Source organism: Paenibacillus sp. VMFN-D1 (genome assembly GCF_003386155.1).
GTDB classification, from domain to species: Bacteria; Bacillota; Bacilli; order Paenibacillales; family Paenibacillaceae; genus Paenibacillus_AQ; species Paenibacillus_AQ favisporus.
Genome location: NZ_QRDU01000009.1, coordinates 1 through 13679, shown reverse-complemented (window position 1 = coordinate 13679; position 13679 = coordinate 1). Strand labels below are relative to the sequence as shown.

The window sequence follows — 13679 nt, the reverse complement described above, 5'->3', positions numbered from 1 at the left end:
AATAAAGGAGGCAGTACACATAATGGAAAACAAACAGGACCGCCTCATCCGGGGCACGGCCATGAACGGACGGGTCCGGGCTTTCGCGGTGAGAACGACGGCTCTCGTCGAGGAGCTTCGCAGAAGGCATGATACGTGGCCTACCGCCACAGCGGCGCTGGGACGCACGCTGACAGCCGCTGGTATGATGGGCGCCATGCTGAAGGGCAAGGAAAAGCTCAGCATTCAAGTCAAGGGCGACGGACCGATCGGACAGATCGTCGTGGAAGCCAACTCCTTTGGCGAAGTGACGGGATACGTCACGAATCCGCATGTCCACTTGCCCAGCAACAGCCAGGGAAAACTCGACGTAGCCGGCGCGGTCGGCCGCGAGGGATACCTGCACGTAACGAAAGACCTGGGCCTCAAAGAGCCTTACCGCGGAAGCGTACCGATTATTTCGGGAGAGCTCGGAGAGGACTTTACGTATTATTTTGCCGTATCGGAGCAAACCCCTACTGCGGTTGGCCTGGGCGTACTCGTCGCTCCTGACAATTCCGTGCTCGTGGCCGGCGGCTTTATCATTCAGCTGCTTCCGGGCCTTTCCGATGAGGAAATCACGGCGATCGAGCAGGCGGTAAGCGCGATTCCGCCGGTAACCGCCCTGCTGGACCAAGGGCTGGAGCTGGAAGATATGCTGAAGCAGCTGCTTCCCGATGTAGAGGTTCTCGAAGAGATGGACATCATGTTTCGCTGTCAGTGCTCTCGTGAGCGGGTAGAGCAAACGCTGGTCAGCCTGGGCCAAGCGGAACTGGAGCGTTTGATCGAGGAGGATGGACAGGCGGAAGTGGTGTGCCATTTCTGCAATGAAGCGTATGATTTTGACAGGGAACAACTGCAGCAGATTCTTGAACAAGCCATGAAGTAAGGGGCGGGTTCGATGATATGATAACCAGACAGGAGAAGGGGCTGTGGGCCGCGGTCATTATTTTGGCAGCGGGCGTGTTGTTTATGGGGAGTCTGATTGTCATCCGTGGACTTAAACCGGCAGATGAGCCGTCACCGGCTGAAGACAAGCAAGGGGCGGATGCGGTGGCGTCTTTTAACGGCAGTACCATTACGGAAAGCGATTGGGTCGAGGAGCTGAAACGGACGCACGGGGAGGAAGCATTGACGCAGATGCTGAATCACAAGGCGGTATATGCGGAGGCCCAGTCCCTGAATATTAAGGTGACCCCGGAGGAAGTGACGGAGGAGATTAACCGGGAAATGCAGGGTTACGCTTCCCCGGACGACTATTATCGGGAGATGGCCGACCAGCTGAACCTGACTCCCGAGGAAATTCGGGCGGAAACCGAGTACCGTCTCACACTGCAAAAGATCGCGACCGCAGGAATTCGCATCACGGATGCGGAGGTACAGCGTTATATCGATCAGCATCAAGAGGAGTTTGCAGCCAAGAAGGCTTATCATCTTGCCTGGATTCAGACGGATACGGAAGATGAGGCGAATCGGGTGCTTGACCGCCTGCAGCAGGGAGAGGATTTCGGCACGCTGGCGGCAGCGTACTCCCTGGATGAATTTACACGCGATCAAGGCGGTGACCTGGGGACGGTGGAGGAGGGTGATCCTTTTATTGCTCCCGAAGTACTGCAGACAGCCTCAACCCTGAAGCCAGGGGACGCGGCGGGTCCGGTACGGCTAAATGACGGATATGCGGTCGTCCAGCTGATCAGCGTGGTGAACGGCAGTACCAAGAGCAGTGAGGAGATCATTCGGGAGGCCCGCAAACAGCTGGCCTTAAGCGAGGCTGTTCCCCTTTCGCAGCTGGAAGAACAGTTGAGAAACAAATATGACGCCAAAATTTTGATCAAAATATCGCCATCCAAAGCATCCTGAAACGACAGAAGCGGCAGGCAAGATGATGAGCCCTGGCTTACATACGTTTTCAGGATGTTTTCTTTGTTTACAACCAGGCCTTACGTCCGGGTTCATATTGACATTGAGGTGGAAGGTTGATAAGATGAAGGTATAAATACCTACTTATTTACTCGGATATAGTTTGATCCAAGCCAGCCAGATTCTCTTTCTAGAATTTTGTATACAGCAGTTATTCATCAAATTCATTATAAACAGGGAGGATTTACCTATGGCTAAGGTCGTCAACAACGTAACGGAATTAATCGGAGGAACACCCCTTGTCCGGCTGAACCGGCTTGCACCGGAAGACAGCGCGGAAATTTACTTGAAGCTGGAATATCAAAATCCGGGCTCCAGCGTTAAGGACCGGATTGCGATCAGCATCGTCGAACAAGCGGAGAAGGACGGCCTTCTGAAGCCTGGCGGTACGATTGTGGAAGCGACAAGCGGCAACACCGGTATCGGTCTGGCTATGGTAGCTGCAGCCAAAGGCTACAAAGCCGTGATCGTCATGCCTGAAACGATGAGCCTTGAGCGCCGCAACCTACTTCGCGCCTACGGTGCAGAATTGGTTCTGACGCCGGGAGCTGAAGGCATGAACGGTGCCGTTAAGAAAGCCGAAGAAATCGTGAAGGAAAATCCGGATTATTTCATGGCTGAGCAGTTCAAGAACCCGGCCAACGTGAAGATTCACCGCGAAACGACGGGTCCGGAAATTGTGGAAGCGATTGAATCCATCGGCGGCTCCCTCGACGCCTTCGTGGCAGGAATCGGAACGGGCGGAACGATTTCCGGTGCCGGCGAAGTGCTGAAGAACCGCTTCCCTGACATCAAGATCGTGGCTGTTGAGCCTGCGGCTTCTCCAATTCTGGCAGGAGGCAAACCAGGACCGCACAAAATTCAAGGTCTGGGCGCCAACTTTATTCCGGATATCCTCAACCGTGACATCTACGATGAGATCATTCACGTGGAGAACGACGAAGCCTTTGAAACGGCACGCCGTGTCGCCAAAGAAGAAGGTGTCCTGTCCGGTATTTCTTCCGGCGCTGCCGTGTTCGCCGCACTTAAAGTGGCCAAAGAGCTCGGTAAAGGCAAACGTGTCGTGGTAGTCATCCCAAGTAACGGCGAACGCTATTTGAGCACACCGCTGTATAACTTTGAGGCGTAATTAGCGTCTTATACATTGTAAAAACTCTCGCCCCTGCTGCCGGTCTATCCGGCTGCAGGTTTTTTTTGTTCATGCAGCCGCTCATTGGCAGCCAAATCAGGCATCTTTTTGGAAAAAGTCTTTTCAAACCTGCCGACTCCAAGTATACTGACAACCAATAGACGGGTCTTGTTACTAAAAGGGGATCAGAAAATGAAGAGAAACGAGAGCGGTTTGATCACCTTGGATCAATGGATGACTTGGGCCGCAGAGGGCATGACGATGTTTCCATATGTGCTGTCGTCCGGAGGATGGGACCGGCAGGAAGAAGGGGAGCTCCCGGCGGCTTGGACGTCGGCCTGGGAACAGGCTTCGCCCTATTCTTTCGTACTTGAGAGCGGTAAGGAGGGGCGGTATACCTACCTGGGACTGCGGCCGGTGTCGGTTCTTCACGGAAAAGATCACGGTGGCGTCGTGACGCACCTGCTGAGCGGGGCGACTGAGAAGGTGGACGGAAGTCCGCTGCAGGTGCTGCAGCGGTGGATGGTGCCGTACCGGGCTCCCCAGCAGCCGGATCCAGAGTTGCCACCCCTTCTTGGAGGATGCGTTGGCTTTCTAGGGTATGACATCGTTCGTTCCCTTGAAAATCTGCCGTCCACCGCAGCCGATCTTCCGGCATTCCCGGATTATTTGTGGATGCGGATGGAAGAGTTGTGGGTGCATGATGCAGACAGCCGGAAGGTGTACTGCACGGTCCATGTGCATTTTGATGCAGAAGGGCTGGACAGGGATCTGATCGGGCAAAGACTGGGTGCGCTCTACGAGGAGGCTGCTGAGCGTGCCCGGTCCATGCAGTCGTTGTGGCTGTCCATGGTGAACCTGGACGACGGGATCCGGACCGAAGCGGACCGGCGGCGAAAGCAGGCGGAGGAGCTGTCCCCCCGCATGGAGGGGCCGCAGCTGCGTACTGGATTCCCGCAGGAATCCTTCGAACAGGCTGTGCGGGCCATCCAGCAGTACATTCGCGAAGGGGACGTCTTCCAGGTGAATCTGTCGCTCCGTCAGGAGCTAGACCTGCATTCGCCGCCGGAGCAGGCCTATGAATGGCTCCGCCTGCTGAACCCTTCCCCTTACATGGGGCTTCTGCGTTCCCCGGGATTCACGCTGGTCAGCGGCTCCCCGGAACTGCTGGTGAAGCTTCAGGGGGAGCGAATCAGCACCCGCCCGATCGCGGGTACGAGGCGCCGGGGGCTTACCTTGGAGGAGGATGCGGCTATGGCGGCCGAGCTGCTGGGCAGCGAGAAGGAGAGAGCCGAGCATATCATGCTGGTGGATCTCGAACGCAACGATCTGGGGAAGGTAGCGGCGTACGGCTCGGTGCACGTCCCGGAGCTGATGACAGTCGAGCATTACTCCCATGTGATGCATCTCGTTTCTCAGGTGGAAGGCCGGCTCGCTCCGGGCAAAGGCGTATACGACGTGATCGCCGCCTTTTTCCCGGGAGGAACCATCACGGGCGCACCCAAGGTGAGGACGATGGAGATCATCGAGGAGCTGGAACCCGTAAGGCGCGGGCCATACACCGGCTCAATCGGCTGGATTGACTACAACGGCAATATGGAATTAAATATTATCATAAGAACGATGGCCGTCCTGGAAGGTACGGGATATATCCAGGCCGGGGCGGGAATCGTCATCGATTCCGACCCTTACCGGGAATACAGGGAATGCCAAAACAAAGCCAAAGGCATGATTCTGGCGGTTCTCGCAAGCGAAGAGGAATCCGCCGCCAAATCTGGGATAAGGGGATGAGCATATGATTTTGGTTATCGACAATTATGACTCTTTTACGTACAATCTGGTGCAGTATTTGGGGGAACTCGGACAGGAAGTGAAGGTATACCGCAACGATGAAATTACCGTATCCGGCATTGAGGAGCTTGCACCCGACCATATTTTGATTTCCCCGGGTCCCTGCACGCCGAACGAGGCGGGAATCAGCCTGGAGACGATCGCGTATTTTAAAGGCAAAATCCCGATTTTCGGCGTATGCTTGGGTCACCAGGCCATTGGGCAGGCATTCGGCGGCAATGTCATCCGTGCTGAACGGCTGATGCACGGAAAAACTTCACCGATCCATCATCACGGCACCTCCGTGTTCGAAGGTCTTCCATCGCCATTTACGGCGACAAGATACCATTCGCTGCTTGTGGAGCGGGACAGTCTGCCGGACTGCCTGGAGATCACCGCAGAAACCGAAGAAGGCGAGATTATGGGACTGCGTCACAAGGAGTATCCGATTGAAGGCGTCCAGTTCCATCCGGAGTCGATCATCACCGATTACGGGCATCAAATACTGCGTAATTTCCTGAAGCAGACCGCAGGCGCCAAAGCATGAAGAAGATAGGATTGAACGGCGGGATCGTGGATGCCGCCGACGCCGTGGTACCTGTAATGGATCACGGCTTTTTATACGGAATGGGGCTGTTTGAGACGCTGCGGACATACCGCGGCCGGCCCTTTTTGCTGGAGAGGCACTTGAAACGGATGGCAGAGGGCTGCCGGATGCTGGGCATTCCCTTTTCGCCGGAGGATGCCCTCGCGTCCATGCCCGGCTGGATTGAAGCCTTGATGAAGGCGAACGGCCTTGAGGAGGCTCACATCCGTTATACCGTCAGCGCTGGCGTTGATGTTCTCGGGCTTCCCGGGAAGGAGTACAGCCGTCCCAATCATGTTCTGCTTGTGAAGGCGCTGCCGGAGGCGACGGAGACCCTCTACACCCAAGGAAAAGCCCTGCAGCTGCTGGACACACGGCGCAACTCTCCCGAAGCTCCGATCCGCTTGAAGTCGCTCCATTACATGAACAACATTTTGGCGAAAAGGGAGCTGGCGGCTCTGAGTGATCCGCGTTCCCGCCAGGCGGAAGGCCTGATGCTCGATGAGCGCGGACATGTCAGCGAAGGCGTCGTCAGCAATGTGTTTTTTGTGAAAGAAGGGGAACTCTATACACCTGATGCATCCACCGGGCTGCTGCCTGGCATTACGCGCCAGGTTGTGCTTGAGCTCGCCGGCGCGGCAGGCATCCGCTGCACGGAAGGCCTGTATACGTGGGAAGATCTGCTGGACGCAGATGAGGTGTTCGTGACCAGCTCCATCCAGGAGCTTGTGCCCGTTACGCTCCTGCTGGACAGGCAGGGAACGGGCAGTACGGTGAGTCACGGCGCCGCCGGCCCGATCACCCGCAGGCTGCTCGATTCGTACCGACAGAAAGCAGGGATTTGACAGTGAAAACGACAATCTACGAACGTAACTTTACGATGGGCGAAGCCGTGCTGAGGCTCGGACAGTCTACCCAGGTGATGGGCATTTTAAATGTAACGCCCGATTCCTTCTCCGACGGCGGCCGGTATGTGGATCCGGACACGGCCGTACGCCATGCGCTCAAAATGATGCTGGACGGCGCCGACCTGATCGATATCGGAGGAGAATCAACCCGGCCGGGATATACGCCGGTATCCGCGGAAGAGGAATTGGCCCGCGTGATTCCCGTGATTGAGGCGATCCATAAAGCGGCCCCGCACATTCCGATCTCGATCGATACGTACAAGGCGGAAGTGGCTCGCCAGGCCATTCTGGCCGGTGCCCATATCATCAACGATATTTGGGGAGGCAAAGGCGATCCGGACATGCTGAAGGTGGCAGCCGAGCTGGGCTGTCCGATTATTCTGATGCATAACCGGCACGACATGGACTACACCGATTTTGTGGAGGACGTCGTCGCTGACCTGAAAGAGAGCGTGCGCCTCGCCTTGGCGGCCGGAGTTCGTCCGGAACATATTATTTTGGATCCGGGGATCGGATTTGCCAAAAACGGAGAGCACAACTTGAAGCTGATGACCCAGCTGGACCGTCTGAACCAGATCGGATATCCCGTGCTGCTGGCCACGTCCCGCAAAAAGTTCATCCGCAGCGTGCTGGATCTGCCGGTGGATGATCTGGTCGAGGGTACCGCGGCCACGGTGGCATTCGGAATCGCCCAAGGCTGCCAGCTGGTGAGGGTGCACGATGTGAAATCGATCAAACGAACCGTCAAAATGTGCGATGCGATGATATACACTTCGGTGGTTGTGAGCCGAGATTAGACGTTTTATATACAGTAGCGTTTGGCGCGATGTTGATTATTGGGGAGGCGGAGTAGAAAATGGATAGAATGGTCATTCACCGCATGGAGTATTACGGGTATCACGGCGTGTTCGAGGAAGAGCGCAAGCTCGGCCAGCGCTTCTACGTCGATCTGGACATGGAGCTGGATTTGCGCGCAGCCGGAGAGAACGACGATCTCACCCAAACGGTAAATTATGCCGAAGTCCACGAAACGGTCAAAAACGTGGTCGAAACCGAGTCTTTTCGCCTGATCGAAGCTTTAGCCGAACGTATTGCATCTGTTGTACTGGACACTTATACTAGTATCAATGCACTGACGGTCAAAGTGACCAAACCGCATCCTCCATTTGACATCCACTTTCAGGGTGTTACTGTGGAGCTGCATAGGACAAGAAAGTGAGACTCCATTATGAATGCACATTTCACCTCTGAGCTATCAGAGGCTTATATTGCTTTAGGGGCAAATTTGGGTGACCGCGAGCATACGCTGATGGAAGCCATCCGGCGCCTGGATGAGGACCCCCGCATTACGGTAGCCCGCTGTTCCCACCTTTATGAGACGGAGCCTGTGGGTTATGTGGACCAGCCCCTCTTTTTAAATATGGCCGTGTGCGTCCGCACAAGTTTGGATTCCCATGAACTGCTGCACGTGATGCAGGGGATTGAGAACGGGCTTGGGCGCATTCGGGAGATCCATTGGGGGCCCCGGACCGTCGATTTGGATTTAATCTGGATGGAGGGCCGCAGGGAGAACACGGAAGAACTGGTGCTGCCGCATCCCCGGATGGAGGAGCGCGCCTTCGTGCTGGTTCCCTTATCCGATATCGTTCCTCCCGGCGAGCCTTCCGGCTTATATACAATCGTAGAGACAGCTCTGGATAAGCTGGATGGAAAGGAAGGTCTGCAGCTTTGGAAAACATGCAGCTGGCGAAGCGCGTCCGCGCCTTCCGGAAGCTAAAAGGCTACACGCAGCAGGAGCTCGCAGCCAAGAGCGGCATATCGCTTGCGGTGCTGGGGGCCATCGAACGGGGAAACCGTCGTGCAGAAGAACAGGTTTTGATCAAAGTAGCGGAAGCACTGGGTGTATCTGTTCAGGAACTGAGGAACGGTTAGACTTTAGAGAAGCAGGAATACTGCTTATGTATATACAATGAATAATAAGGGGGGAAATGATGCGATGCTGAAGATTGGCGATATTGAAATGAAGAACCAAGTCGTGCTGGCACCGATGGCGGGCGTGTGTAATCCTGCGTTCCGTCTTATCGCCAAGGAATTCGGAACGGGTCTGGTCTGCGCAGAAATGGTTAGCGGCAAGGCGATCGTTCACGGCAATCAGCGCACGCGGGAAATGCTATATGTAGATGAGCGCGAGAAGCCGCTCAGCCTGCAGATTTTCGGAGGGGACCGGGATTCCCTGGTGGAGGCAGCCAAAGTTGTGGACCAACAGACCAACGCCGATATCATTGATATCAATATGGGTTGTCCGGCTCCGAAAGTGACCAAAATCGACGCCGGTGCACGCTGGCTGCTCGATCCCCAGAAAATTTACGAAATGGTCTCCGCTGTCGTGGATGCAGTCGATAAACCAGTGACCGTGAAAATGCGCACCGGATGGGACAGCGACCACATTTACGCGGTGGAGAACGCCCAAGCGGTGGAACGCGCCGGAGGCCAGGCAGTCAGCCTGCACGGCAGAACCCGGGAACAGCTGTATACGGGACATGCCGATTGGAGCATTATAAAGCAAGTTAAAGAGTCGGTATCGATCCCGGTCATCGGTAACGGTGACGTGGTTACACCGGAAGACGCGCGGCGCATGCTCGACGAAACCGGATGTGACGGGGTTATGATCGGACGCGGCGCTTTGGGAAATCCGTGGATGCTGTACCGTACGATTGAGTACCTCAAGAGCGGTGAGCTGCTTTCGGAGCCTGCGGCTGAAGAGAAGATCCGCATCGCGATTCTTCATATGGACCGCCTGATCGCGCTGAGAGGCGAGTTCGTAGCGGTACGCGAAATGCGCAAGCATCTGGCATGGTACCTGAAAGGTCTCAAAGGGTCCGCACGGATCAAGGATGAGATTATGGAAGGAACGAAGCGCGACGAAATGGTCGGAATATTGGAGGATTTTGTGGCGAACCTGAACCAGCGTGCCGAAATGGAAGCCGAGGAAATAGGTGTGGAAGCGGTGGCCCAATAAGATGGGCGGCCGCGGCTGCACCCCTGTCATTGACATTTTGAAACGGTTACCATATAATTTTGCAGTATAAATTCGACTCTTCGTTTAACAAGCAGCAGGAGGATGTTCTGATCCTTCAAATTTTGCATATAGTTTTGCATATATATAGATTGAACTAAAGTAAGCATTGCCATCTCCTGACCACGGAGCAAGAACGTAAGTTTCTTTAGTTCATTCTATGGAAGCAGGATGTTTTTTAATTTATTTACATGACAGGAGAATCGGTTAAGATGAGCGATAAAGAAGTCATTCTTACACAGGACGGACTTAAGAAGCTGGAAGACGAACTCGAGAACCTGAAATCGGTGAAGCGCCGCGAAGTCGCGGAGCGGATCAAGGTTGCCATCGGCTACGGTGATATCAGTGAGAACTCCGAATACGAAGACGCCAAGAACGAGCAGGCTTTTATTGAAGGCCGAATCATTACTTTGGAAAAAATGCTGCGCAATGCCCGGATCATCAATAATGATGAGATCAACACGGACATTGTAGGCGTAGGTGCTACGGTAACGGTGCAGGACCTGGAATTCGGCGATACGATGGAATATACGATCGTCGGTAGTGCCGAATCCGATCCGCTGAACAATAAAATTTCCAATGAAAGCCCGGTCGGCAAAGCAATCATCGGCAAGCAAAAAGGAACCGTCGTGGATGTAAACGTTCCTGCGGGCGTCATTCAATATAAAATCATCGATATCAAAAAGTAATATCCATGCTTTAGGATTGAAAGAAAGCTTCCTTGAGGAAGCTTTTTTTCAAGATTGTGGAATGTAACACTTGAGCTAACGTCGAGGCAAAGGAAAGGCCCCACTTGGTGGGGTTATTTTCGGATATAGATGGCAGACGGCATGCCGCTTGAACAAGCGGGAGAGGTATAGCAGTGAAATGAAGGAGATGAAGACTGACCATGTCAGAAGAAGTGAACAACCAGGAACAGGAAATTGAATTAAGCGAGATGCTGAAAATCCGCCGGGGCAAGCTGGACGAGCTGCGTGCACTGGGGATCGATCCTTTTGGCAAAAAATACGACAGAACCAGCATGGCCGGCGATCTGCTGAGTAAATACGACGGTATGACAAAAGAAGAGCTGGACGAGCAGCACGCCGAAGTTCGCGTTGCCGGACGGATTATGGCCAAGCGTGGCATGGGTAAGGCTATTTTTGCCCATATTCAGGATCTCAGCGGCAAAATCCAGATCTATGTGCGCCAGGATTCCGTGCCTGAGCATGCGTTTGAGGCGTTCCGCCTGCTGGATCTGGGCGATATTGTTGGCATCGCCGGAACGATGTTCAAGACGAAGACCGGGGAAACGACGATCAAGGCCAGCGAGGTGGAGGTTCTGTCGAAATCCCTCTATCCGTTGCCGGATAAATACCATGGCCTCAAGGATGTGGAGCTTCGCTACCGTCAGCGTTATGTGGATTTGATCATCAATCCGGAAGTACAGCAGACGTTTATTGCCCGCTCGCGGATTATTCAATCGATGCGCCGTTACCTGGATTCACAGGGCTACCTGGAAGTTGAAACTCCGACACTGCATGCGATTGCCGGCGGAGCCGCGGCCAAGCCGTTTATTACGCATCATAACGCGCTGGACATGCAGCTGTATATGCGGATTGCCATCGAGCTTCACTTGAAGCGCCTGATTGTCGGCGGTCTGGAGAAGGTATACGAAATCGGACGTGTGTATCGTAACGAGGGTATTTCCACCCGCCACAATCCGGAATTTACGATGATCGAGCTGTATGAGGCTTATGCCGATTACCAAGACATCATGAACCTGACCGAGAACATGATCGCGCATATAGCGCAGGAAGTGCTCGGCACCAAAGTCATCAACTATCAAGGGCATCAAGTCGACCTGACTCCGCCTTGGCGCAGGGTATCCATGGTGGATGCGGTCAAGGAAGTCAAAGGCGTGGACTTCGGTGTGCATATGACGGATGAGGAAGCTCACCGTCTGGCCAAAGAGCATAACGTAAAAGTCGAGCCGCACATGACATTCGGTCATATTCTGAACGCGTTCTTCGAGGAATTTGTTGAGGAAACGCTGATTCAGCCGACGTTTGTGACAGGGCATCCGGTGGAAATTTCGCCGCTTGCGAAGAAAAACGAGCAGGATCCGCGGTTTACCGACCGTTTTGAGCTCTTTATCGTGGCCCGTGAGCATGCCAATGCATTCAGTGAGCTGAACGACCCGATCGATCAGCGCCAGCGCTTTGAAGCACAGTTGAAGGAACGCGAGCAGGGCAATGACGAAGCGCATGAAATGGATGAGGATTTCCTCACCGCGCTGGAATACGGCATGCCGCCGACCGGTGGTCTGGGCATCGGCATTGACCGTCTGGTGATGCTGCTGACGGATTCTCCGTCGATCCGTGACGTGCTGCTCTTCCCGCATATGCGGAATCGTCAGGAGTAGTTTTCAGGTTTTTAGGGAAAATAAATAAAAGGAACAGCTGTCGTGATCATGTATCACGCGGCTGTTCCTTTTTTGCGTTTGAGTCTGGCTTCTGTGCCATGGAATGGACATCCGGCCGGCATAAGGATAACAAATGCCGCTTAATGACCGCGACCATGACCTCGGGGGTCACACGCTCCGGACGCATCACGGCATGGATGGCCAGGCCGTCGAGGACGGCGTAGAAGCGTTCCACTTCGATGGCAAAATCCAGACCGGGAAGCAGGAGCTGGCTTTCCGATAAGCCGTTGAATACGGTAACGAAAATCGACCGCAGCTCGTCGTCCACCTGATGGCGCAGCGTACGCAAGGAATCATCCGACAGCGACTTGACGACAAAAGAAAACCACACCTCCATTTCCAGCCGCTTTTCGTTGTCGGTAGGGAGAACCTCATGCAGAAGAGAAGGAATGTCCTGCATCAGGTCACCGGAGAAGACCGTATCGTATATTCGCTGCGATACCCGCTCGGATACCCGTTTCATGGAATAGGACAGGAGCTCGGATTGGGTTGAAAAATAATGCCGCATCGAACCTACGGAGATCCCCGCCTCTTCCGCAATGTTTCGGACGGAAGCTTGCTCGATACCGTGCTTCTGAATGACGCGCCAGGTGGCCTCGGCCACTTTGGCTTTCTGGAGTTCATGATCAACAATTTTAGGCATGTCTCCATTATACCACGTGCTTGATTTATTTAGTACGACTGTGGTAAATTGATTTTAGCACATTTGTATTAAATAAGGAGTGGGATAGGCTTGATCGGTATATGGATTGTAGGGTGCGAAATAGCCTTTTGGATCTTGGTGTTAGCCGGGCTTAGCGTCCGGTATTTGGCAGGATGGAAAAAGGGCGGTGCCGTGCTGCTGTTGATGACTCCTGTAGTTGACCTTCTCTTGATCATTCTTACGATTATGGATCTGCGCGGCGGAGCCGAGGCGGAATTTATGCATGGGCTGGCTGCAGTGTACATCGGTGTAACCATTGCTTTTGGCCACCGGATGATTCATTGGGCTGACGAGCGGTTCGCCTATCGTTTTGGAGGAGGGGCTAAGCCCCAAAAGGCACCCAAATACGGGAAGGCACATGCGAGACGAGAGCGGCAAGGATGGTTCAGACATGCGCTGGCTTGGGTCATCGGTTCGATTCTGATCTTTCTCATGATTGTAGTCGTTAATGACCCCGAGCGTACAGAAGCGCTTAAGCAAGTTCCATTACTTTGGGCATGGATTGTTGGCATTGATTTCGTTATAAGTTTCAGTTATACACTTTGGCCAAGGAAGAAGAAAGGCTACTAATTATCCGCAGGTGCCGCAGTTATGAAATGCATAAATTAGGCGAAACGGTCGGCACCTTATATATACAATTAAAATATAACTTCAGAAAAAGACTTGCATAATACAACAATGCGTGTTATATTAATATTCCGGCCGATGATTTGGTTGTTACTTGAATCAAATCACAAGCTTTCATATTAAATCCGAAAAAAAGATTTAAAAAAAGAGCTTGCTAAGTTGGGCTGAACATGATATACTATAAAAGTTGCTGAGGCGATGAGCTTCCGGTAACAAAACGAAGTTTGATCTTTGAAAACTGAACAACGAGTGAGTATAAACGCGAAGGTCTTATGACCGGAGCGATTGAGATTAAATCAATCTCGTCAGTTTCAAAATGAGTCACAAACTTTCTTGGAGAGTTTGATCCTGGCTCAGGACGAACGCTGGCGGCGTGCCTAATACATGCAAGTCGAGCGGACTTGATGGAGAGCTTGCT

At 53.5% G+C, this 13679-nt stretch carries 15 protein-coding genes and 1 rRNA gene; 15 read left to right on the top strand and 1 reads right to left on the bottom strand.

Going from position 1 to position 13679, the window contains the following annotated elements:
- Nucleotides 1–22 precede the first annotated feature (22 nt).
- From hslO to lysS, 13 genes are all read left to right on the top strand, one after another.
- Nucleotides 23–907, top strand: a complete 885-nt coding sequence (gene hslO, locus C7820_RS31900) for an Hsp33 family molecular chaperone HslO (protein ID WP_116234453.1) — start codon at nucleotides 23–25, stop codon at nucleotides 905–907.
- A gap of 17 nt (nucleotides 908–924) precedes the next feature.
- A complete protein-coding gene (locus C7820_RS31895; protein WP_116234452.1) occupies nucleotides 925–1878 on the top strand; it encodes a peptidylprolyl isomerase in 954 nt (317 codons plus the stop codon).
- A gap of 250 nt (nucleotides 1879–2128) precedes the next feature.
- Nucleotides 2129–3067, top strand: coding sequence for a cysteine synthase A (gene cysK / locus C7820_RS31890; protein WP_076176686.1), 939 nt, complete (start codon nucleotides 2129–2131; stop codon nucleotides 3065–3067).
- A gap of 192 nt (nucleotides 3068–3259) precedes the next feature.
- The gene (locus C7820_RS31885; RefSeq protein ID WP_116234451.1) at nucleotides 3260–4858 is read left to right on the top strand and encodes an anthranilate synthase component I family protein; all 1599 of its coding nucleotides are present in this window, start codon (nucleotides 3260–3262) and stop codon (nucleotides 4856–4858) included.
- A gap of 4 nt (nucleotides 4859–4862) precedes the next feature.
- Nucleotides 4863–5444 carry an aminodeoxychorismate/anthranilate synthase component II gene (gene pabA / locus C7820_RS31880; RefSeq protein ID WP_116234450.1) on the top strand — a complete coding sequence of 194 codons (582 nt, stop codon included), beginning with the start codon at nucleotides 4863–4865 and terminating at the stop codon, nucleotides 5442–5444.
- Nucleotides 5441–6328, top strand: coding sequence for an aminotransferase class IV (locus tag C7820_RS31875; protein WP_116234449.1), 888 nt, complete (start codon nucleotides 5441–5443; stop codon nucleotides 6326–6328). Before pabA ends, C7820_RS31875 begins: the two co-directional genes overlap by 4 nt.
- A 35-nt stretch (nucleotides 6329–6363) precedes the next feature.
- Nucleotides 6364–7188 carry a dihydropteroate synthase gene (folP, locus tag C7820_RS31870; protein ID WP_116234477.1) on the top strand — a complete coding sequence of 275 codons (825 nt, stop codon included), beginning with the start codon at nucleotides 6364–6366 and terminating at the stop codon, nucleotides 7186–7188.
- A 59-nt stretch (nucleotides 7189–7247) separates the two neighbouring features.
- On the top strand, nucleotides 7248–7610 hold the full coding sequence (folB, locus tag C7820_RS31865) for a dihydroneopterin aldolase (protein WP_076176691.1): 363 nt from the start codon (nucleotides 7248–7250) through the stop codon (nucleotides 7608–7610).
- A gap of 9 nt (nucleotides 7611–7619) precedes the next feature.
- Entirely contained in the window at nucleotides 7620–8168 is a 549-nt protein-coding gene (folK, locus tag C7820_RS31860) for a 2-amino-4-hydroxy-6-hydroxymethyldihydropteridine diphosphokinase (protein ID WP_116234448.1), read from the top strand.
- Nucleotides 8120–8323, top strand: coding sequence for a helix-turn-helix domain-containing protein (locus C7820_RS31855; protein ID WP_105442414.1), 204 nt, complete (start codon nucleotides 8120–8122; stop codon nucleotides 8321–8323). Before folK ends, C7820_RS31855 begins: the two co-directional genes overlap by 49 nt.
- A gap of 64 nt (nucleotides 8324–8387) precedes the next feature.
- Entirely contained in the window at nucleotides 8388–9410 is a 1023-nt protein-coding gene (dusB, locus tag C7820_RS31850) for a tRNA dihydrouridine synthase DusB (protein WP_116234447.1), read from the top strand.
- Between the two features lie 269 nt (nucleotides 9411–9679).
- Nucleotides 9680–10156: a transcription elongation factor GreA gene (greA, locus tag C7820_RS31845; protein ID WP_076176695.1), complete on the top strand. Its 477-nt coding sequence runs from the start codon at nucleotides 9680–9682 to the stop codon at nucleotides 10154–10156.
- 200 nt (nucleotides 10157–10356) lie between these two features.
- Complete coding sequence (gene lysS / locus C7820_RS31840; protein WP_116234446.1) at nucleotides 10357–11871, top strand: lysine--tRNA ligase; 1515 nt, start codon at nucleotides 10357–10359, stop codon at nucleotides 11869–11871.
- Between the two features lie 46 nt (nucleotides 11872–11917).
- Here the strand turns inward: lysS and C7820_RS31835 are convergent, their stop codons facing one another.
- Nucleotides 11918–12574, bottom strand: a complete 657-nt coding sequence (locus C7820_RS31835) for a TetR/AcrR family transcriptional regulator (RefSeq protein ID WP_116234445.1) — start codon at nucleotides 12572–12574, stop codon at nucleotides 11918–11920.
- A 90-nt stretch (nucleotides 12575–12664) separates the two neighbouring features.
- Between C7820_RS31835 and C7820_RS31830 the strand changes: the two genes are divergently transcribed.
- Both C7820_RS31830 and C7820_RS31825 read left to right on the top strand, forming a co-directional pair.
- Nucleotides 12665–13204, top strand: coding sequence for a hypothetical protein (locus C7820_RS31830; RefSeq protein ID WP_116234444.1), 540 nt, complete (start codon nucleotides 12665–12667; stop codon nucleotides 13202–13204).
- 387 nt (nucleotides 13205–13591) lie between these two features.
- Nucleotides 13592–13679, top strand: a 16S ribosomal RNA gene (locus C7820_RS31825); the annotation flags it as partial.

Bases quoted from the DNA above. Each gene is read 5' to 3' on its own strand.
- hslO (WP_116234453.1), top strand. From the start codon at position 23: ATGGAAAACAAACAGGACCGCCTCATCCGGGGCACGGCCATGAACGGA.
- C7820_RS31895 (WP_116234452.1), top strand. From the start codon at position 925: ATGATAACCAGACAGGAGAAGGGGCTGTGGGCCGCGGTCATTATTTTG.
- cysK (WP_076176686.1), top strand. From the start codon at position 2,129: ATGGCTAAGGTCGTCAACAACGTAACGGAATTAATCGGAGGAACACCC.
- C7820_RS31885 (WP_116234451.1), top strand. From the start codon at position 3,260: ATGAAGAGAAACGAGAGCGGTTTGATCACCTTGGATCAATGGATGACT.
- pabA (WP_116234450.1), top strand. From the start codon at position 4,863: ATGATTTTGGTTATCGACAATTATGACTCTTTTACGTACAATCTGGTG.
- C7820_RS31875 (WP_116234449.1), top strand. From the start codon at position 5,441: ATGAAGAAGATAGGATTGAACGGCGGGATCGTGGATGCCGCCGACGCC.
- folP (WP_116234477.1), top strand. From the start codon at position 6,364: ATGGGCGAAGCCGTGCTGAGGCTCGGACAGTCTACCCAGGTGATGGGC.
- folB (WP_076176691.1), top strand. From the start codon at position 7,248: ATGGATAGAATGGTCATTCACCGCATGGAGTATTACGGGTATCACGGC.
- folK (WP_116234448.1), top strand. From the start codon at position 7,620: ATGAATGCACATTTCACCTCTGAGCTATCAGAGGCTTATATTGCTTTA.
- dusB (WP_116234447.1), top strand. From the start codon at position 8,388: ATGCTGAAGATTGGCGATATTGAAATGAAGAACCAAGTCGTGCTGGCA.
- greA (WP_076176695.1), top strand. From the start codon at position 9,680: ATGAGCGATAAAGAAGTCATTCTTACACAGGACGGACTTAAGAAGCTG.
- lysS (WP_116234446.1), top strand. From the start codon at position 10,357: ATGTCAGAAGAAGTGAACAACCAGGAACAGGAAATTGAATTAAGCGAG.
- C7820_RS31835 (WP_116234445.1), bottom strand. From the start codon at position 12,574: ATGCCTAAAATTGTTGATCATGAACTCCAGAAAGCCAAAGTGGCCGAG.